The sequence below is a fragment of the Leeuwenhoekiella obamensis genome (assembly GCF_055391795.1).
Genome location: NZ_AP029251.1, coordinates 60,673 through 79,830 on the forward strand (window position 1 = coordinate 60,673; position 19,158 = coordinate 79,830).

Consider the following 19,158-nt stretch of genomic DNA (forward strand, 5'->3'; position numbering starts at 1 on the left):
TATCAATTTGTATTTTTGCCATCCATTTTAAAAAACCTGATGAATCTAGCTGTTGACATAGGCAATACTCAAGTAAAACTTGGCGTTTTTGACGGTGAGGAGATGATCTTGCAGCGTCCGGTGCATGCAAATGAATTTGATGAAGCGTTAGATCTTATTCTTAAAACGCACAATATCAGACAAACCATAATTTGTGCCACAGGAAATTCTGAAAAAATTGCCACATCGATAAAAGATAGAGGTCTTTCAGTTAGCGTTCTGGATCAGAAAACTCCTGTTCCTTTTAAAAATTTATACGAAACTCCGCAAACCCTAGGCGTTGACAGGATAGCTTTAATGGCTGGCGCGGCGCATAAATTTGCTGGAAGTAACGTTCTTGTGATCGATGCAGGCACGTGTATAACGTATGATTTTTTAAATAAGCAAAATGAATATCTGGGTGGAGCGATCGCGCCGGGAGTGAGTATGCGTTACAAAGCGATGCACGAGTTTACGCATGCGCTGCCTTTATTGTCTTTCACTAAGAGCGAAAAACCCTATGGTGCAAATACGCAACAAGCGATGCACGCCGGAGTTTTTACTGGTCTTATTGCAGAGATAGATGCGCAAATGGACTGGTATAAGAGCAATTATGAAAGGCTGAAAATAGTTTTAACAGGTGGGGATGTTCAATTTTTGTCCAACTCCCTAAAAAATGACATCTTTGCGGACTCAAATTTTCTCCTGCAAGGATTGAATTACATATTATTATTCAATACACATCAATGATAAAAAAAATTGTAACGGTGCTGGTTTTCTTTGTGGCAGCCGTAGGTTTAGCACAAGAAGGAAACTCTTCTCCGTATTCATATTATGGCATAGGTCTTCAAAGTTTTAAAGGAACTATTGAAAATCAGTCAATGGGTGGTTTAAGTACATTGGGAGATAGTATTCACCTTAATCTTAATAACCCAGCTGGTTATGGCGCTTTGAAGCTTACAAACTTTGCTTTGGCGGTAAGCCATAAAGAAGCATCTCTTAAAAGTTCTACAGATAATGGGGATGCAGCTTCAACAACATTTGATTATTTAGCATTAGGTTTTCCGCTATCTGATAAAGTTGGTGCTGGTTTTGGTCTTGTGCCTTATACATCTACAGATTATAAAGTAGCAAATGAGACTGACGACGCTTACACCATGTTTACTGGTAGAGGTGGATTGAATAGAGCATTTTTGTCTGCAGGGTATGAGATCTTTAAAGGTGTTAGAATTGGAGCTTCTGCAAACTATAACTTCGGGAATGTGAGACAAGAAGCTGTGCGCGATGATAATGCGGTGACTTATGGTGTGAGAGAGATCAACCGTTCAGACTTGATGGGTTTTTCATACGATCTAGGATTTCAGCTTGAGCAGAATATAGGTAATAATCTTTTGCTTTATGGAAGCGCAAGCTATACTCCAGCAGCTACTTTAAATTCAGAAAATGAAAGAGATCTTGAGACTGTTGTGGTTTCAAGAACAGATAATTCAGTGCTTTCGGTAGATGAGCATATTGATGTTCAATTGCCAGAAAGTGACTTTACTTTGCCTATGGCTTACGACGTGAGTTTAGGTTTTGGGAAGAAAAATAAATGGTTTTTAGGTGGTGCTTATGGGTATCAGGATGCTAAAAATTCATCAGAATTTGTGTATTCTGATGAAAATGTAAGCTACCAAGAATCATTGTCATATAGAGCAGGCGGTTATTTTGTGCCAAAATTCAATTCTATTTCAAGTTATTGGGAAAGAGTGACCTATAGAGCGGGATTTAGATATGAAGATACCGGTTTGATGGTTAATAATACAGGTATTTCAGAGTTTGGCATATCTTTTGGATTAGGTTTACCACTACCAAGAACTTTCAGTAATGCAAACTTGATGTTTGAATATGGAAAGCGCGGTACGACAGAGTCTAATCTTATTGAAGAAAACTTTTTTAGGGTAGGACTTAGTCTTTCGCTTAACGCGAAATGGTTTGAACCATTTAAATTTAATTAAAATTGCTAATATTGCCTATAAACCCATAAAATGATGATGAAAGCTAAATTAACACTATTGATCGTTGCGCTTTTTGCAGGAGTGACTGTCCTGAATGCACAGGCTTCGCAAGAGTGTGTTACTAAAATGTCTATTTTCTCTGAGCATGCTAAAGTGAAAAACTATGATGCAGCTTACGAGCCATTCATGCAATTGCGTAAAGATTGCCCAAAGGTTTCTTATGCGTTATTTCAGTATGGAGAAAGAGTACTAAAACATAAAATCGAGAACGCTCCGGCTGCTGAGAAAAAAGCATTTGTGGACGATCTTGCAAAAATGTACGAGGAGAAGAAAGCAAACTATCCTTCTAAAACTAAAACAGGGGATGATCTTGCAGAGCTTGGTCTTGTAATGTATGAGAATAAAATTGGTACGACTCAAGAGCAGTATGACCAATTCAAAAAAGCATGGGAGGCCGATGCTGAAACATTTACCAATGCAAAAGCACTATATGTGTATTTTGTAGAGGCTGTTCAGTTGCAGGAATCTGGAAATATTGATCTTCAGGAAGTTTTTGATCTATATGATGCATTAACTGGTAAAGTAACTGATGAGCAGAACAATTATGCAAAGCGTCTTGATCCAATTCTTGAAAAAGAAGAAAACGGAACAAAACTTACTTCTGACGAAGCTAAACTAAAAAAGATCGCATCTGCTAACTTAGAGAACTATTCTAAGATCGTTGCAGGTATGAACAAGGCACTTGGTGATCTTGCTGACTGTGATCGTTTAGTTCCTTTCTATGAGAAATCATACGAAGAGAAGAAAGAAGATGTAGCTTGGGTTAAGGGAGCTGCAGGCCGTCTAGTTGCAAAAGATTGTAAAGGCAGCGAACTTTTTGTGAAGTTGGTTGAGCAACTTAATACACTTGAGCCTTCACCTGAAACTTCTTATTACTTAGGTCAGCTTGCTGAGCAAAAGGGTGATAAGTCAAAAGCTCTTGAATATTACCTAGAGTCGGCAGAGCGTCAAACAGATCCTACCAAGAAGGCTAGAGTACTTTATAGTATAGGTAAAAGTTATCAAGATAAAGGAAGCTATAGCAATGCAAGAAAATTCTATCTTGATGCTGTGAAAGCTCAACCATCTTTTGGAGCAGTTTACTTACAAATCGCAAAAATGTATGCTGATAGTGCAAACAACTGTGGTACTACTGTTTTTGAAAAACGTGCTGTGTATTGGAAAGCTGCCGAGACTGCGGCGAGAGCTGGTCAAATTGATCCTTCTCTTTCTAGTACTGCAAACCAAACTGCAGCTAGCTACAGAGGTTATGCTCCAGACAAGTCAATGATCTTTAGCGAGAACATGGCAGGTAAGAAAGTAACGTTCAAATGTTGGATAGGTGGTAGCGTAATGGTGCCTAATCTATAATTGAGAACAAAGAATAAACATATAGTTTTATACTGGGTCACGGCAATAGCCGTGACCTTGTTTTTAGGGTGTAAGGATGCTTCAGGCGATCTTCAGCGCTTTAATAAAAAAGCTGATGGTCCTTCATCTGAAGGTGAAGGCATCGTTTTGCGCTATACAGATTCTGGTAAAGTGGTCGCTACATTAGTAACGCCTTTCATGGAAGATTTTGGTTTAGAAGATTACCCATATCAAGAATTTCCTGATGGTGTAGATGTGACTTTTGTAGATTCAGATGGTAAGGAGAATTTTGTTACAGCAGATTATGCAAAGCACTACAAAACCACAGGGCTAATCGATCTTAGAAAAAATGTAGTCGTTATCATGAGTGATTCTACAAAGCTCACGACAGACAAGCTCTTCTGGGATCAAAAGAACAAATGGATTTTCACGAACGAACCATACACAGTAAACTTTCCTGAAGATGATTCATTCAACAAAGGTGTAGGTTTTGAAAGCAGTGAAGACTTTAAAAATTTTCTATCTTTAAATAATCAGAGTAGGATGTATGTTGAGCAAAAAGCTGAGCAAAAAGCTGAGCAAACACAAGACAGTATACAATGAAAAAGTTTGTAAAATTTATAGAATACGCATATTTATTATTCGCTCTTCTTTTTGTGGGCGAAGCGATCAGAATTTGGAATTCTGAACCTAGCAGAGCTTACTTATCTCTGTTTTTTGTTGCGCTTGCTCTGGGGATGTTCTTTTTTAAAAGGCATTTTAGAAAAAAGTATGAACAACAGAATAATCCCTAATTTGTGGAAACCGAGATCATAATAATTGTAATATCTCTTATTCTTTCTGCATTCTTCTCTGGGATGGAGATCGCTTATGTTTCCTCAAACAAGATCCATATTGAGATAGAAAAAAAGCAAGGAGACCTTCTCGCAAAGGTGCTTACTTTGCTTACGCGAAAACCCTCCAGATTTATTGCAACCATGCTCGTGGGTAATAACCTTGCTCTCGTAGTATATGGTTATTTTATGGGTGATATTCTGCAAGGATGGGTTGAAGGAACTCAGTTTCAATATGAATGGATCAATACGCTTTTTGAAGAATTTGGTTTGCTTACTCAAACCATAATTTCTACACTAGTTATTTTGCTTACCGCAGAATTTCTTCCCAAGGTGTTCTTCCAGATCTATGCAAATACGCTACTTAAATTTTTTGCGATCCCGGCGTATTTCTTTTATGTGATCTTTGGTTTTATATCAAATTTTATCATTTGGATCTCAGACAAAGTTTTAAAACGCTTCTTTAAAACCGAAGGAGATGAAGTGCAACTAGCTTTTAGTAAAGTAGAACTTGGTAATTATATTTCTGAGCAGATGGAAGCTGTGGAGACACATGATGAGCTCGACACCGAGATACAGATCTTTCAAAATGCATTAGAATTTTCAGAAGTGAAATCACGAGAGGTGATGATACCGCGTACGGAGATGATCGCTGTTGATAAGGAATCAAAACCCGCTGAAATAAGCAAACTTTTTACAGATACCGGTCTTTCTAAGATCTTGATCTTTCAGGAGTCTATTGATGATATTATAGGTTATGTGCATTCTTTTGAGTTATTTAAAAAACCAAAAGACATAACAGAGGTGCTAATGCCTGTGATCTTTGTGCCTGAGACTATGCTGGTGAAAGACGTTTTAAATATTCTTATTAAAAAACGTAAAAGTATCGCTGTCGTCATAGACGAATACGGTGGAACAAGCGGTATGATGACGGTAGAGGATATTGTTGAAGAGCTTTTTGGTGAAATTGAGGATGAGCACGATAGCATTGAGCTTATTGAAGAAGATCTAGGAGAAGGTACTTTTAAATTTTCGGCGAGACTTGAGGTAGATTATATCAATGAGAATTATAAACTTGATCTTCCAGAGAGCGAGAATTTTGAAACCCTAGGCGGACTCATCGTGAATCATACAGAGGGAATTCCGCAGGAAAATGATATGGTAGAAATTGAAGGTTTTCAGTTTCATATTCTACAGGTTTCAAATACTAAGATCGACCTTGTGCAGGTGCGTGTCACAAAAGAAGACTAGCTATTTTGCACTTTCCTGGTTTTTTGGCTTTTTCAGATTTTGTTTTTCGCTTTAAAATGGTATTTTCGCCCTCCAATTCTAAATTTTAGGATTTATTTTAGAGGGTCATAGTAGTTTTGGCCTTGAGCCTTTAAAAACAGCCTTTGTGGCGTTTTAATATAATTATTTTTAAGAAGTAAGATGGCAATTTTAAGTAAGATTAGACAACGTTCTATTTTTCTGATCGCGATCATCGCATTGGCACTTTTTGCCTTTGTATTGACAGATGTGATCAAAAATGGTGGTTTATCAACGGGTAAATCTCAGCGTATCGTAGGTACGGTAAATGATGATGATCTTTCTCAGCAAGAGTTTGCTGAAAAGGTTGAGGTAGCAAGAAATCGCTATGGTCGTGGTTTTACAACTACGCAGGCTGTAAATCAAGTGTGGGAGCAGGAAGTGCGCAGAATCGTACTTGAAGATCAGTATGATGAACTTGGGATCACTATAGAAGGTGACCGTGTAGGTTCTATCATTCAAGATGCTCTTCAGGATAATCCTAACTTTCAGGACGCAGATGGTAACTACAGCCAGGCAAAGGTTAATGAGTATATCGCGTCTATTAGAAGTAATCCAGATCAATCTGCTTACAATAGCTGGGTAGATTATGAGAATACTCTTGCTAAAAATGAGATGCAAAACATTTACTTTAACTTGATAAAAGCTGGTCTTAACTCTACGTATCAAGAAGGAGAAATGGCTTATGGTTATGAGAACAACACTCGTGATATAGAGTATGTTCAAATTCCTTATACTAGCATTAGCGACGAAGATGTAAATGTGTCTAAAGAAGATATCAAAAAATACATCAACGAGCATAAAGAAGATTTTAAAACTGATGCTAAGCGTAGTCTTCGTTTTGTTCAGTTTGAAGAAACTCCTACTCAAAATGACGAGAACGAGATCAAAGCTCAAGTTGAGTCATTGCTATCAGAGAGAGTAGATGAGAGATTTCAAGATACGCTACCTTCTTTCGCAGAAGCGAAAGACATCCCAGCTTTTGTAGCTGAAAATAGTGATATCAATTATGTAGATCGTTATTTCTTTAAAGATGAATTACCTGCAGCTACTAGAGATAGTTTGTATGCGATGAACGAAGGTGATGTTTATGGTCCTTATAAGGATAATGGTTACTGGAAGCTATCAAAAATGGTTTCTGTAAAGCAATTGCCAGATAGCGTTAAAGCTTCTCACATTTTGCTAGTTTATAGTGGTCTTCCTAATGCAGGTGCTGAAACTCGTTCTAAGGCTGACGCCAAAAAACTTGCTGATAGTCTTGCAGGTGTGATCAAGAGCAATCCTTCCAAATTAGCTGAGCTAGCTCCAGAATATTCTGCAGATGGTGGAAGCCGTGAAAAAGGTGGTGAGCTAGGTTACGCTACAAAGAATACATATGTGAAGCCATTCTCTGATTTTGTTTTTGAAAACAAAACTGGTGAAGTAGGTGTTGTGGAATCTAACTACGGTTACCACGTGATCAGAATTGAAGATCAAAAGAACCCTCAGCGTGCGGTTAAAGTTGCAACTGTGGCAAAAGCTATTGAGCCTTCACAAAACACAATTGATGCTACGTTTACAAAAGCTACTAAGTTTGAGATGGCTGTAAACAAAGACAAAGAGAACTTTGGTGCTATCGCAAAAGATAGCTCGTATACTGTGCGTCCTGTGAACAACATCGGTGCGATGGACGAAACTTTGCCAGGTCAAGGTGCGCAGCGTGATTTGATCCGTTGGGCCTTTGAAGAAGATACTAAAGTAGGTACGATCAAGAGATTCCCAGTTGAAAACGGTTTCCTAGTAGTTCAACTTACTGAGAAGGTTGAAAAAGGAACTCAATCTGTAGATGATGTTGCTGCTTCTGTAACGCCGCTTGTGCGTAAGGACAAGAAAGCAAAAATGATCATGGATAAAATCTCTGGTTCTGACCTTAATGCAATAGCTAGCGCAAATAATACTTCAGTGCAAACTGCAAGTGCGCTTAACCTTGCAACTCCTACTATCGCTGGTGCTGGTAGAGAGCCTAAGGTAATGGGTAAAGTTTTTGGTCTTGAAGAAGGAACTGTAAGCCAACCTATCAAAGGAGATAAAGGTGTTTATCTAGTCAAAGTTACTAAGGTAAGTGCAGCTCAAGAGATGGAGAGCTACGCTAGCTTCTCATTACAAAAATCTAATGCAGATAGAGCTTTAGCAAACAACCGCATTGTTGTTGCGCTTAAAGACGCTGCAGAGATAGAAGATAACAGAGCGACTTTCTATTAATAGAAAACGCTTTAAAGCATAAAAAATCCCATTCGCTTAGCGGATGGGATTTTTTTTATTTCTTCATTTCCATGAAAGGGACTATGGTTTGATACCCATGTCTTTTAAAATACTCCAGAGCGTCGTGTCTTGTGGCAAGGATGAAATCACCACCCCAAGCTCCTAAACTTTTAATAGCGCCGTTATAATCCTTAAAAAGGCGTTCTTTGATCGGTTGAATATTCAGGAGGGTAGAAGTTATCATTTCGTGCTCTACGATTAAATTCTCAAAGTCTGATAAAGTATCGCAGGCTTGCATTTTGCGACCTATTGCAGAGATTTGCTCAATTGCAGTAATTAGACGTTCCTTGGGTTGCTGGCGATAATAAGCGATTCCCTCGCGGCTGTTCATCTTTTGATTAAGATGAATAAAATATAATTCGTCAGCAAACGATGGAAAGAAAGTAGTTTCCTTAACGATTGGCTCGCCATTAACTTTAGTGTAGAAAATGGCATTGTCATTACCTGCGCAAGCAATATCATAACCGCTTCCGCCAAAGGTGAGATCAAGAAGCTGGAAGGCATTTACTTCAGCCCAACTTGCGATATTATTGATCAAGGTAGAAGAAGAACCTAGCCCCCAGAATTGCGGGAACTCTAGTTTTGTTTTAATGTTTATCCCTTTTTCTTCGGTAAGAAATTGAGGGTTTAATTTTTTGGCTGCAGCCAAAATCTGAATCAAGCGCTCTCTCGCATCCTGCGGTTTCTGGTCAATATCCCAGTTTTTTATTTCGGCGAAAGCCAGATCAAAATCCAACCATAATTCACCTGAATCTTTAAAACTCTTCCAAGAAATAGTGTCTTTTTCTGCGTTTTCTACAGTGAGTGATTGTCCTTTTTTTGTTGGGATCGCGAGTGCATCTGCGCCATCAAGAACAACATATTCACCGCTTATAAGGAGTTTGCCATTGCTGCGAAAATGCTTTTTCATCCTTAATTTCTCAAGGTGTTAAGTAAATTTTCAACACTGCTGAAGCTTACTTTGTTTGTTTTAAAATGCTCAACTGCATTGGCTTTTTCCTCATTTGTTGCGCCTAGTTGATTCAAGATATTCATAAGGTGCATTTTCATGTGACCTTTTTGAATTCCGGTAGTGGTGAGTGATTTTACCGCGGCAAAATTCTGTGCCAAACCTGCAACGGCAACAATCTGCATCAATTCTTTAGCAGATGGATTGCCTAGCATTTGCATATTCACTTTAACCAGCGGATGCAATTTTGTAAGTCCGCCCACGGTGCCCAGCGCTAAAGGAATCTCGATCCAAAAATGAAAAACACCATCTTCTATTTTTGCATCGGTAAGGCTGCTGTAATGACCGTCTTTTGCGGCATAAGCATGCACGACAGCCTCGATGGCTCTAAAGTCATTGCCAGTAGCGAGAATCACGGCGTCAATGCCATTCATCACGCCTTTATTGTGCGTTACGGCACGATAAGGTTCAACTTTTGCGATCTTAACCGCTTCTGTAAATTTCTTTGCAAAAAGTTCTGGAGCGATATCTGTACCTTCTTTAAGTGCTTCAACAGGGCAACTAACGCTTGCTCTCACGCGACAATTAGGAACGTAGTTTGAAAGAATACTCATGATCACCATAAGCGTTTCTTCGCCATTAAAATGAGCGTTAAACTCTCTCTCAAGCGTGCTTGCAAATTGTTCTAAACAAGAGTTTATGAAGTTAGCGCCCATTGCATCTAGCGTTTCAAAGGTGCAATGCAGTTGATAATAATTAGGCAGTTTATCAGTCTTGTCTCTAAGCTGAATATCAAGAATTCCGCCGCCGCGCGCTTGCATTTTTTCGGTTAACGAGGATGCATCAGCTAGAAGAACTGGTTTTATTTTTTCAAAAAATCTTTCAAGTTTCTCATAAGCTCCAGAAAACTCAAAGTGAACATGACCTATTTTTTCTGTGCTTATTACTTTGGCTTTAAAGCCACCACGCTCCATCCAGAATTTTGCAGCCTTGCTCGCAGCTGCGACCACACTACTTTCTTCAATTACCATTGGGATGGCGTAAGGTGTGTCATTAATGACAAAGTTTGGCGCAATGCCTAGCGGTAAGTAAAAATTAGAGATCGTATTCTCAATAAATTCGTCATGCAATTGCTGCAATTGCGAATTGTCGTTCCAATACTGAGTAAGGATTTTTTCGGCTTCTTTGCTATCATCCAGATAGTTTGCGGTAAGCCAATTTATTTTTTCTTGCTTGGATAATTTTGAGAATCCCTGTACGATTTTTTGCATTGTATGTGTAAAAAATTACAAGGGGTAAAGATACTTATTTTAGGTTTCCTTGCGGTGAAAAGCCTAAGCTGATAAAAAATGCTGAAAAATGGCACTATCATTGAGGATGTTACGCTATTTAACAGCAAATCCGCCTATTTTTCAGTTAAATTTTAGTAAAATTGGCGGACACTTCACAAGCGTTGAAATTTTATGAAAATAAAGACTTTTCTTGTTGTTGCCTTTCTTGCAGCAACTCTTAGCGTTACAGCACAAGATAAAAAAATCACATTAGAAGAAATCTGGGGCGGGACTTTCCGTATGGAATATCTTGACAGATTGCATTCGCTGTCTAATGGTAAAGAGTACAGCGTGCTCAATACAGATAGAAATACACGCACACGTTCTATAGACGTGTACAGCTACAAAACCGGTGAGAAGGTGAGAACGCTGCTTAACAGCGCAGACCTTGACGGTATCAGCAACTTTTTGAGCTATAGCTTTAGCCCTAATGAAGACAAAATTTTATTGAGTACAAAACTTAGATCTATTTACCGTAGATCTTCGTTAGGAGAGTATTATGTTTTTGACTTAAAGTCAAAAGAACTTACAAAGGTTGCTGACGAGATGATCCAGGAACCTACCTTTTCTCCGGATGCTTCAAAAATGGCTTACGGTCTTGATAACAATATTTTTGTGAAAGATCTTATGACCGGTGAAACAACTCAGATCACCAATGACGGCGAAAAGAACAAGATCATAAACGGTATCACAGACTGGGTTTATGAAGAAGAATTTGCATTTGTAAGAGCTTTTGATTGGAATGCAGATGGCGACAAGATCGCTTACATTCGTTTTGATGAAACAGAAGTTCCAGAATTTTCTATGGATGTTTTTGGTTCAGATCTTTACCCTTCAGAAGATGTTTTTAAATATCCTAAGGCTGGCGAGAACAATTCAAAGGTTAGCCTTTTTGTATATGATCTTGATAACGCTTCTGCGAAAGAAGTTGATCTATCAGGAATCGAGAATTACTACATCCCAAGAATAGAGTGGACTAAAGATGCAGATGTTTTAAGTATTCAAACCACAAACCGTAAGCAGAATAAGCTTAATCTTGTTTTTGTAGATGGTGATTCGCTTGAAGCGAAAACCGTACTGACAGATACAGACGATGCGTATGTAGATGTAACATTTAACCTCACATTTTTAGAAGATAACAGCTTTATCTGGACAAGTGAAAAAGACGGTTGGAATCATATTTATCACTATGATGAAGATGGTAAATTAAAAGATCAAGTAACATCTGGAGATTGGGAAGTAACTCAATACTACGGTTACGATGATAAATCTGGAAGAATTATCTATCAGAGTTCTGAGAATGGTTCAATAAACAGAGGAGTTTATTCTATCAAACTTAACGGAAAAAGTAAAAAAGAACTATCTGTAGAAGAAGGTACAAATGATGCCGACTTCAGCGCAGATTTCACTTATTACATCAATAGCTACTCTAGTGCAGAAACTCCTTATGTTTTCACCTTGCACACGGCAAAAGATGGTAAGCTAGTAAGAAAGATAAAAGACAATCAAGGTTTAAAAGATCAACTTGCTGAGTACAAAACTTCAGAAAAGGAATTCTTCACTTTGCCTATCGCAGGAGAAGAATTAAATGCATGGATGATCAAGCCTGCAGATTTTGACGAAAGTAAAGAGTATCCTGTATTTATGACTCAGTATTCAGGACCAGGTTCTCAGAGTGTAGCAAACAGTTGGGGTGGCTCTAATGATTATTGGTTCCAGATGTTAGCACAAGATGGATATATCATTGTTTGTGTAGATCCACGCGGTACAGGTCTTAAAGGCCGTGACTTTAAGAAAGTGACTCAGCTAGAACTAGGTAAATATGAAGTGCAAGATCAGACCGCTGCTGCAAAATTACTAGGAGAGCGTTCTTATATTGATGCAGATCGTATAGGTATCTGGGGATGGAGCTACGGAGGTTTTATGAGTAGTAACTGTCTTTTCCAGTCACCAGATACTTTTGCAATGGCTATCGCAGTTGCACCAGTTACAAGTTGGAGATTTTATGACTCGATCTACACAGAGCGTTACATGACAACTCCACAAGAAAATGCTGGCGGTTATGATAACAATTCGCCATTAAGTCATGTAAACGGTTTAGAAGGTAAATTTTTATTAGTGCATGGTAGCGCAGATGATAACGTGCATTTTCAAAATACAATGCGCTTAGTAGAAGCATTAGTTCAGGCAAATAAGCAATTTGACTGGGCGATCTATCCAGATAAAAATCACGGTATCTACGGTGGAAACACAAGACTTCATTTGTACACTAAGATGACAAACTTCATCAAGGAAAATTTATAAAAACCAAAACTCACTTATATGGAATTTAAGTACGGCGGTTCAGCGGTAAATCAAAAAACAGTTCTTGGCCATCCAGTAGGTCTATTTGTATTGTTTTTCACAGAAATGTGGGAACGTTTCTCTTACTATGGGATGCGAGCAATTTTAGTTCTTTTTCTTACGGCCTCTATTATGGATGGCGGTTGGGAATGGACCAGTGAAGATGCCTTAGAATTGTATGGTTTATACACTGGTTTAGTTTATATCACTCCTATCTTAGGAGGTATTATAGCAGATAAGTTATTAGGATATAGACGTGCAGTACTTATAGGAGCTCTTGTGATGACTTTAGGACATGCTTCAATGGCTCTTGAAACAGAATCTACGTTCTATCTAGGACTTAGCTTGTTGATTCTGGGTAATGGTTTGTTTAAGCCGAATATTTCTTCAATTGTTGGACAATTGTATAAAGATGAAGGTAAAGAGAAAGATGCGGGATATACTATATTTTATATGGGTATCAATGCAGGAGCCTTCTTAGGAATTGTGCTTTGTGGTTATATAGGTGAGCAGGTTAGCTGGAGTTTAGGTTTTGGTCTTGCGGGAATTTTTATGTTCTTAGGGCTATTACAATTTCAGTTTGCGCAAAAAATCTTTGGTAAAATAGGATTGAGTAAAAAGCAACTTATAGCTTTTGAAAAGGAAAACCCAGATGATACAGAGGTTATTAAAGAGGAGGAAGTTCCTGCTAAAGTTCGCTGGGATAGAATCTTTGTGATTTTTGTTTTTTCGATATCTACAATATTTTTCTGGTGGGCATTTGAACAGCAAGGAGGTTCTATGACAATTTTTGCTAGAGATTATACAGATAGAACTTTAACTGGTAGTGGAGTTACGATTTTTAATATTGCAAACGCTTTAATCGTGGTTGTGCCGTTGGCAATTGTCACCTACGTTTTACTAAGTATGTTCAAAAGGATCTTTAAACATTATCCACTGTCAAATATTTTCCTCGGATCAAGTTTTGTGATTATTTGGGGTATAGTTATATGGATGCTAATTCAAGAATTATCAAAAGATACTTCAGAGATCAATGCTTCTTGGTTCAGTAGTTTAAATTCTTTATTTATCATTCTATTAGCTCCTTTATTCTCTAAGGTTTGGGAAACAAAGTTTAATCCTTCAGGCCCAGTGAAATTTGGAATTGGTCTTATTTTAGTAGGTTTAGGATTTGCAGGTTTAGCTTATGGAGCAAGCGGTATAGAGCTAGGAGCTTCAACGGCAAGCGTAAGTATCTTCTGGATGATCTTGGCATATTTCTTACATACATCAGGAGAACTTTGTATATCTCCCGTAGGTTTATCATATGTAAGTAAACTTTCGCCAAAAAAACTAGTAGGTTTTATGTTTGGTATCTGGTTTACTTGTACGGCTATTGCAAACGCTCTAGCAGGATTTACTGGTAGCTATATAGATAGAATTAACGAAGAATATGGTATGGCAACATTCTTCCTGATCTTTGCAGGAATTACTGCTACCGTTGGTTTGATTATGATAGCAATCAACAAGCTTCTTGTTAAGAAGATGCACGGAATTCATTAAGGCACAAAGTTTGCCATAATCGAATAAAAATATTATGATGAAAAAACTTCTAGTTTTACTGATTGCTCTTGTAGGAACAACTTTGGCGCAAGGCCAAGAAATAAAATGGATGAGCATCAACGAGGCTCTAGCGGCGCAAAAGAAAAACCCTAAGAAGATCGTGATGGATGTGTACACAAACTGGTGTGGGCCATGTAAAATGATGGACAAGAATACATTTTCTAATGCGGATGTTGCGGCTTACGTAAACGAGAATTTTTATCCGGTGAAGTTTAATGCAGAAGGAAATGAGGAGGTAAAATACATGGATAAAACCTTTAAAAATCCTAATTACGATCCTAAAAAGGCAAACACGCGAAGCGCTCCACATATGTTTACTTATGCGCTGGGAGTTAAGGCGTATCCATCGTTAGTTTATTTTGATGAAGCTGGTCAATATATCGAGGCAATCCCTGGGTATTTACAGCCTAATCAGTTAGAGCTTTATCTTAAACTCATAAGCTCTGACGACTATAAAGACATCACTTCTAAGGAAGCTTGGGAAGAATATCAAGAGAATTTTGAGCCAACTTTCAAGGCAGAATAATTCTTTACTCAATCTTATAAAATCCCTTTTCATACGTGCTATGAAAAGGGATTTTTCTTTTTAAACAAGTCGTTTTCCAACGGTTGATGTACGAGCGGTAATTGCTGCCGTCTGCAATGATCATGGCCTCGGGATAATGATCTATCAGTCTATTTAAATTGATCTTAGGCGAGTTTGTCAGGATGACATAATCAGGTTTAAGATCTTCGATTTTATAAACGCCAGCGCTGTCTATAATTAGTATTTGGCTTTCGCCAAAATGATAATAACTCGATACATTTTCCTGTTGAATAAAGTTAATATCCGTAGCTTCTAGAAAACCATTTATTGTATAATTCTTCTCTGAGATCGAGTCTTCGGAAAAGACACTGAGCGTTTTATTTCTTTTTTCAGCGAGTAAGGTTTGTGTGTTTTGCTGTAATACGTAAAATCCTCTTTCTTTAATTGAGCTTTTTTCAAAGTACAGCGTAGCGAGAAATACAAGTATCCCGATTTGGAAGATCTGTAAATTTCTGGCCGTGCGTTTATGAAGAAAAACCACAAGTGTAAATAAACCGAAATATGCTGCGACAACTAAAGACGGAGACATGTAAATATTCTTCAGTAACATGTCGTCAAAACCAGAGATCCATTTTACAAAATTGTTCATCGATCGGATGATGAACGCATAGCTTTCCGCGAAAGCGGGAAAATCAATATCTGCAACACTTAACAAAAGCAGAAGCATCCCGAGACAAAGAATGATGCCAAGAAACGGAATGATCACCAGATTTGCTACAATAAATAGCGCAGGAAATTGATGAAAATAAAACAAACTCAACGGCAAAACGCCAAGTTGAGCAGAGATCGTCACCGCAAGGATATCGATCAGCAAGTGCTTTAAATGATATAATGGATTCTTAGAATAACGCTCTTTTGAAATCAAAGACCTTACACAGGGCTGCAGTAATAAAATGAATAAAACGGCAAGATAACTCAGCTGAAAACCGACTTGATAGATCAATTTTGGATTGAAGACAAGAAGAATAAAAGCGGAGATCAGCAGCGCATTAATACCAGAATTCTTGCGATTAAATAGTAAACCAATTTCTACCAAAGTAAACATCAACGCTGCCCGCTGAATACTTGGCGATAATCCTGCAATGAATGCAAAACCCCAGATGATCGTGATGATGAGAATGGAGCGAAAAACCCTTATATATTTATAATTCCCAAGGATTTTAAAAAGGCCTTGAAGTAGCAGCAACAATATCCCTACGTGAAGTCCAGAAATCGCTAAAATATGAATCATACCTGCAGCTGCATATTCATCACGAAGCTCTTGTGTGAGTTCTTGCTTTTGGCCCAAAAGCAATGCATTGATCACTGCCCATTCATCGGGTTGCCAGTTGTATTTTGACAATTTGTCGAGAATGTGCTGTCTGGTTTTTGAAGCTAAACCTTTGATCGAATTATGAGTGCTGGGAAGCAGTTCTAAAGATTGATCTAAAGTGATCTGTGCATAGACATCTTGCTTTGCTAAATACTCTTTGTAACTAAACTGATATGGATTTTTAGGAGGTGTGATTTCACGTATTGCGGTGATAATCGTTGCTTGGTCGTCTATGTTTAGGGAGATATTTTCATTTAACGAATCTACAGGTAAGGAAACAAGAATTCTCCCTGAGCTATTGCGATTGTCCACAGTGTTGACCTTTGCGATATACTTCTTGGCGTATGAGTTGGGTTTAAGAACCTCGTCTATCGTGAAAGTGATTTTGTGAACGTCAAACGTTTGCTCAAGATTTAAGTAGTGATCTTTGATATTCTGCGGGTTATGCAGTTGCATAAGGCAGTGGCCTAGCGAGAAGAATAATAGTATCGCTGCCGCGGAAAAAAGCCAGCGTAGCTTTCGCGAAAGCGTAAAATGCATGATCAAAACCCCAAGAAGAATTATCCCTAAAGCAATAAAACTGACTCCTAGATCTTGGGGCAAAAGAGAAGAAGAAACAATTCCTGCGATGAGCGATGGGGTGAGGATCAGAAAAATATAGTTGAGCCCCTTCACTGATTAACGTTTTGTGAATCAGTTAAATGTAGTGAAATTTTTATAAAATGCGTCGCGCTTCTACAAAGGCGTTGTTCCAATAACCTTCATTAAGCGACGAGACGATAACACCGCGGGAAGTGGTGCTATGGATGAAAAGAATTTGGCCCGGCATGATGTCAACCACAAGGCCTACGTGATTGATGTTTCGGGCACTTTTGCCGGTTTTAAAGAATAGCAGATCGCCGATGTTTACATCATTTGGTTTTATCTCTTTCCCTTCTCTCGCCATATCTCGACTAACTCTAGGCAATGCGATATCTTCTTCTAAGAAAGATGTGTACACAAGGCCGCTGCAATCCATGCCCTTTTTTGTGGTGCCGCCGTATTTGTATTTCGTGCCTTGAAATTTCAGGGCATTCTCGGCAACTTTTATGAGTCGGTCATCCTTGGGGGGATCAAATGTAGTTTCCTTAGTTGTGGTAGATGAGCTGTATTTTGAAGCTTTTTTCTTAGCTCCGCATGAGATTATAAAAAGTGATAAAAAGATGATCGCGATCGCTCTATGCATTCTTCTCTTGGCTTTTTATAGATTCAACGATAAGTTGGGCAGTTTTAGTGCTTGCGCCGCGGCCGCCAAGCTTTTTCTCAAGATCCCAATAGTCAATAAACAGCTTAGCTCTAGGATATTCTTTAAGAACATTCTTTAAAGCGGCTTTGAGGCTTTTTTTATTAAAATTATGCTGAATAAGTTCTTTTACAACTTCTTTCTCCATGATAAGGTTAACAAGCGAAATGAAATCAAGATTGATAACGCGTTTTGCGATCTCGTAGCTTATTCTTCCACCTTTATAGCAAACCACTTCAGGAACTTTAAAAAGTGCAGTTTCTAGCGTAGCCGTGCCAGAAGTTACCAGCGCCGCAGATGATAAACTAAGCAAATCATACGTTCTATTCATCACAAGATGTACTTGCTTATTGCCAAGATAAGGAGCATAAAACTCTTTATCTTGACTAGGAGCGCCGGCTACCACAAATTGATAATCAGGGAAATCTTCTGTAATACTTAACATCACATCAAGCATTTTTTGTATTTCCTGTTTTCGGCTTCCTGGTAGCAATGCGATTATTTTGCGCTCGTCAAGATCAAACTCTTTTTTAAAATCCTCTGGGACAACTTGGTTTCTTTCGCTTATAGCGTCAATAAGTGGATGCCCCACAAAGTGTACAGGGAAGTTGTGCTTCTTCTCGTAAAAATCTTTTTCAAACGGTAAGATCACATACATATGATCAATGTCTCGTTTAATGTCTTTGATCCGGCCTTCCTTCCAAGCCCAGATCTGTGGAGAGATATAAAAGTGATTTTGATAGCCTTTGGCTTTAGCCCACTTAGCGATACGCAGATTAAAACCAGGATAATCTACATAGATGATAGCATCAGGAGCGTATTCTTCTATGTCTTTTTTACAGAATTTAAGATTGCGAGTGATGGTGCGCAAGTTCATCACAACCTCTAAGAAACCCATAAACGCAAGGTCACGATAATGCTTCACAAGTGTGCCGCCCACGGCTTGCATGAGATCACCTCCCCAAAATCTAAATTGCGCATCTTCATCTTCTTGAAGAATGGCTTTCATTAGATTAGAGGCGTGTAGATCGCCGCTTGCTTCTCCTGCTATGATGTAATATTTCACGAGTTTTCTTAGCTAATTTTTTCTGGTGGTGAAGTTACTTAAAATTCCCAGGTGTTCAATTCTTTAATGTAGTGATGTGCCGTGAGGTCAAACTGCACCGGCACTACCGAAACATAACCATTTGCCAGCGCCCACTCATCTGTATCTTCGCCTTTGTCTTCGTTTACAAATTTACCCGCAAGCCAGTAATAATCTCTACCCATTGGGTTTGTTCTTTTGTCAAAATCCTCGATCCATTGTGCTTTAGCTTGTCTGCAGATCTTAATTCCTTTGATTTCCTCTGCTGGAAGTTTTGGGAGATTTACATTGAGAACAACGCCATTAGGCAAACCATTTTCAAGAACATTTCTCGTGATTTGCTCTACATATTTTCGGCTTGCGCCAAAATCTGCCTCAAGCGAATAATCTAGCAAAGAGAAACCTATCGCCGGAATACCTTCAACACCGGCTTCAACCGCCGCGCTCATCGTACCGCTATAGATCACGTTGATCGAAGAATTAGAACCATGATTAATTCCGCTTACACAAATATCTGGTTTACGTTTCAAGATCTCTTTGGTTGCGATTTTTACACAATCAGCAGGAGTTCCGCTACAGCTATATTCTTCATGATCTGTATTTTCAGGAAGCTTCACAGGATCGCAATAAATCGTGTCGTTTACCGTTATTGCATGGCCCATTCCGCTCTGCGGACTATCAGGAGCAACAACAACTACTTCACCTATGGTAAGCATAACTTCAATGAGCGTTCTTATGCCAGGAGCAGTGATCCCATCATCGTTAGTGATCAAAATTAGCGGTTTACGGTTTGCCATAATAG

The 19,158-nt window shown here is 38.6% G+C and carries 16 protein-coding genes; 10 read left to right on the top strand and 6 right to left on the bottom strand.

Annotated elements, in window-relative coordinates:
• The first annotated feature begins 39 nt into the window (after nucleotides 1–39).
• The 7 genes from ACZ5L8_RS00325 to ACZ5L8_RS00355 all read left to right on the top strand — a co-directional run bounded on the left by ACZ5L8_RS00325 (nucleotide 40) and on the right by ACZ5L8_RS00355 (nucleotide 7,807).
• On the top strand, nucleotides 40–768 hold the full coding sequence (locus ACZ5L8_RS00325; RefSeq protein ID WP_464438921.1) for a type III pantothenate kinase: 729 nt from the start codon (nucleotides 40–42) through the stop codon (nucleotides 766–768).
• Complete coding sequence (locus ACZ5L8_RS00330; RefSeq protein WP_464438923.1) at nucleotides 765–2,015, top strand: hypothetical protein; 1,251 nt, start codon at nucleotides 765–767, stop codon at nucleotides 2,013–2,015. Before ACZ5L8_RS00325 ends, ACZ5L8_RS00330 begins: the two co-directional genes overlap by 4 nt.
• Nucleotides 2,016–2,045: 30 nt before the next feature.
• Nucleotides 2,046–3,425, top strand: a complete 1,380-nt coding sequence (locus tag ACZ5L8_RS00335) for a hypothetical protein (RefSeq protein WP_464438924.1) — start codon at nucleotides 2,046–2,048, stop codon at nucleotides 3,423–3,425.
• Nucleotides 3,426–4,028: an LPS export ABC transporter periplasmic protein LptC gene (gene lptC, locus ACZ5L8_RS00340; RefSeq protein ID WP_464438925.1), complete on the top strand. Its 603-nt coding sequence runs from the start codon at nucleotides 3,426–3,428 to the stop codon at nucleotides 4,026–4,028.
• The gene (locus tag ACZ5L8_RS00345) at nucleotides 4,025–4,219 is read left to right on the top strand and encodes a hypothetical protein (protein WP_464438926.1); all 195 of its coding nucleotides are present in this window, start codon (nucleotides 4,025–4,027) and stop codon (nucleotides 4,217–4,219) included. The genes lptC and ACZ5L8_RS00345 overlap by 4 nt, the downstream gene beginning before the upstream one ends.
• Nucleotides 4,220–4,222: 3 nt before the next feature.
• On the top strand, nucleotides 4,223–5,509 hold the full coding sequence (locus ACZ5L8_RS00350) for a hemolysin family protein (RefSeq protein WP_464438927.1): 1,287 nt from the start codon (nucleotides 4,223–4,225) through the stop codon (nucleotides 5,507–5,509).
• A 180-nt stretch (nucleotides 5,510–5,689) separates the two neighbouring features.
• Entirely contained in the window at nucleotides 5,690–7,807 is a 2,118-nt protein-coding gene (locus ACZ5L8_RS00355) for a peptidylprolyl isomerase (RefSeq protein ID WP_464438929.1), read from the top strand.
• A 55-nt stretch (nucleotides 7,808–7,862) separates the two neighbouring features.
• Here the strand turns inward: ACZ5L8_RS00355 and ACZ5L8_RS00360 are convergent, their stop codons facing one another.
• Together ACZ5L8_RS00360 and ACZ5L8_RS00365 are read right to left on the bottom strand one after the other, a co-directional pair.
• Nucleotides 7,863–8,777: a GYDIA family GHMP kinase gene (locus tag ACZ5L8_RS00360; RefSeq protein WP_464438930.1), complete on the bottom strand. Its 915-nt coding sequence runs from the start codon at nucleotides 8,775–8,777 to the stop codon at nucleotides 7,863–7,865.
• Between the two features lie 2 nt (nucleotides 8,778–8,779).
• Nucleotides 8,780–10,087, bottom strand: a complete 1,308-nt coding sequence (locus tag ACZ5L8_RS00365; RefSeq protein WP_464438932.1) for a hydroxymethylglutaryl-CoA reductase, degradative — start codon at nucleotides 10,085–10,087, stop codon at nucleotides 8,780–8,782.
• Nucleotides 10,088–10,279: 192 nt separating this feature from the next.
• On the opposite strand from ACZ5L8_RS00365, the gene ACZ5L8_RS00370 reads away from it, so the two are divergent.
• Genes ACZ5L8_RS00370 through ACZ5L8_RS00380 form a run of 3 tightly spaced genes read left to right on the top strand, consistent with a single transcriptional unit; the run spans nucleotide 10,280 to nucleotide 14,618 of the window.
• Nucleotides 10,280–12,451, top strand: coding sequence for a S9 family peptidase (locus tag ACZ5L8_RS00370; protein ID WP_464438934.1), 2,172 nt, complete (start codon nucleotides 10,280–10,282; stop codon nucleotides 12,449–12,451).
• 18 nt (nucleotides 12,452–12,469) lie between these two features.
• Nucleotides 12,470–14,032, top strand: coding sequence for a peptide MFS transporter (locus ACZ5L8_RS00375; protein ID WP_464438935.1), 1,563 nt, complete (start codon nucleotides 12,470–12,472; stop codon nucleotides 14,030–14,032).
• 37 nt (nucleotides 14,033–14,069) lie between these two features.
• The gene (locus ACZ5L8_RS00380) at nucleotides 14,070–14,618 is read left to right on the top strand and encodes a thioredoxin family protein (RefSeq protein WP_464438937.1); all 549 of its coding nucleotides are present in this window, start codon (nucleotides 14,070–14,072) and stop codon (nucleotides 14,616–14,618) included.
• Between the two features lie 4 nt (nucleotides 14,619–14,622).
• Here the strand turns inward: ACZ5L8_RS00380 and ACZ5L8_RS00385 are convergent, their stop codons facing one another.
• The 4 genes from ACZ5L8_RS00385 to surE are packed head-to-tail and all read right to left on the bottom strand — an operon-like array spanning nucleotide 14,623 to nucleotide 19,153.
• Nucleotides 14,623–16,665, bottom strand: coding sequence for a ComEC/Rec2 family competence protein (locus ACZ5L8_RS00385; RefSeq protein WP_464438939.1), 2,043 nt, complete (start codon nucleotides 16,663–16,665; stop codon nucleotides 14,623–14,625).
• Between the two features lie 40 nt (nucleotides 16,666–16,705).
• A complete protein-coding gene (locus ACZ5L8_RS00390) occupies nucleotides 16,706–17,215 on the bottom strand; it encodes a C40 family peptidase (RefSeq protein WP_462599454.1) in 510 nt (169 codons plus the stop codon).
• Nucleotides 17,208–18,338 carry a lipid-A-disaccharide synthase gene (lpxB, locus tag ACZ5L8_RS00395; protein WP_464438941.1) on the bottom strand — a complete coding sequence of 377 codons (1,131 nt, stop codon included), beginning with the start codon at nucleotides 18,336–18,338 and terminating at the stop codon, nucleotides 17,208–17,210. Before lpxB ends, ACZ5L8_RS00390 begins: the two co-directional genes overlap by 8 nt.
• A 38-nt stretch (nucleotides 18,339–18,376) precedes the next feature.
• Nucleotides 18,377–19,153 (bottom strand): 5'/3'-nucleotidase SurE, encoded by a 777-nt coding sequence (surE, locus tag ACZ5L8_RS00400; RefSeq protein WP_462599452.1) that lies wholly within the window; start codon nucleotides 19,151–19,153, stop codon nucleotides 18,377–18,379.
• Nucleotides 19,154–19,158 lie beyond the last annotated feature (5 nt).

Bases quoted from the DNA above. Each gene is read 5' to 3' on its own strand.
- surE (WP_462599452.1), bottom strand. From the start codon at position 19,153: ATGGCAAACCGTAAACCGCTAATTTTGATCACTAACGATGATGGGATC.
- ACZ5L8_RS00375 (WP_464438935.1), top strand. From the start codon at position 12,470: ATGGAATTTAAGTACGGCGGTTCAGCGGTAAATCAAAAAACAGTTCTT.
- ACZ5L8_RS00335 (WP_464438924.1), top strand. From the start codon at position 2,046: ATGATGATGAAAGCTAAATTAACACTATTGATCGTTGCGCTTTTTGCA.
- ACZ5L8_RS00355 (WP_464438929.1), top strand. From the start codon at position 5,690: ATGGCAATTTTAAGTAAGATTAGACAACGTTCTATTTTTCTGATCGCG.
- ACZ5L8_RS00330 (WP_464438923.1), top strand. From the start codon at position 765: ATGATAAAAAAAATTGTAACGGTGCTGGTTTTCTTTGTGGCAGCCGTA.
- ACZ5L8_RS00325 (WP_464438921.1), top strand. From the start codon at position 40: ATGAATCTAGCTGTTGACATAGGCAATACTCAAGTAAAACTTGGCGTT.
- ACZ5L8_RS00360 (WP_464438930.1), bottom strand. From the start codon at position 8,777: ATGAAAAAGCATTTTCGCAGCAATGGCAAACTCCTTATAAGCGGTGAA.
- ACZ5L8_RS00380 (WP_464438937.1), top strand. From the start codon at position 14,070: ATGAAAAAACTTCTAGTTTTACTGATTGCTCTTGTAGGAACAACTTTG.
- ACZ5L8_RS00365 (WP_464438932.1), bottom strand. From the start codon at position 10,087: ATGCAAAAAATCGTACAGGGATTCTCAAAATTATCCAAGCAAGAAAAA.
- ACZ5L8_RS00345 (WP_464438926.1), top strand. From the start codon at position 4,025: ATGAAAAAGTTTGTAAAATTTATAGAATACGCATATTTATTATTCGCT.
- ACZ5L8_RS00390 (WP_462599454.1), bottom strand. From the start codon at position 17,215: ATGCATAGAGCGATCGCGATCATCTTTTTATCACTTTTTATAATCTCA.
- ACZ5L8_RS00370 (WP_464438934.1), top strand. From the start codon at position 10,280: ATGAAAATAAAGACTTTTCTTGTTGTTGCCTTTCTTGCAGCAACTCTT.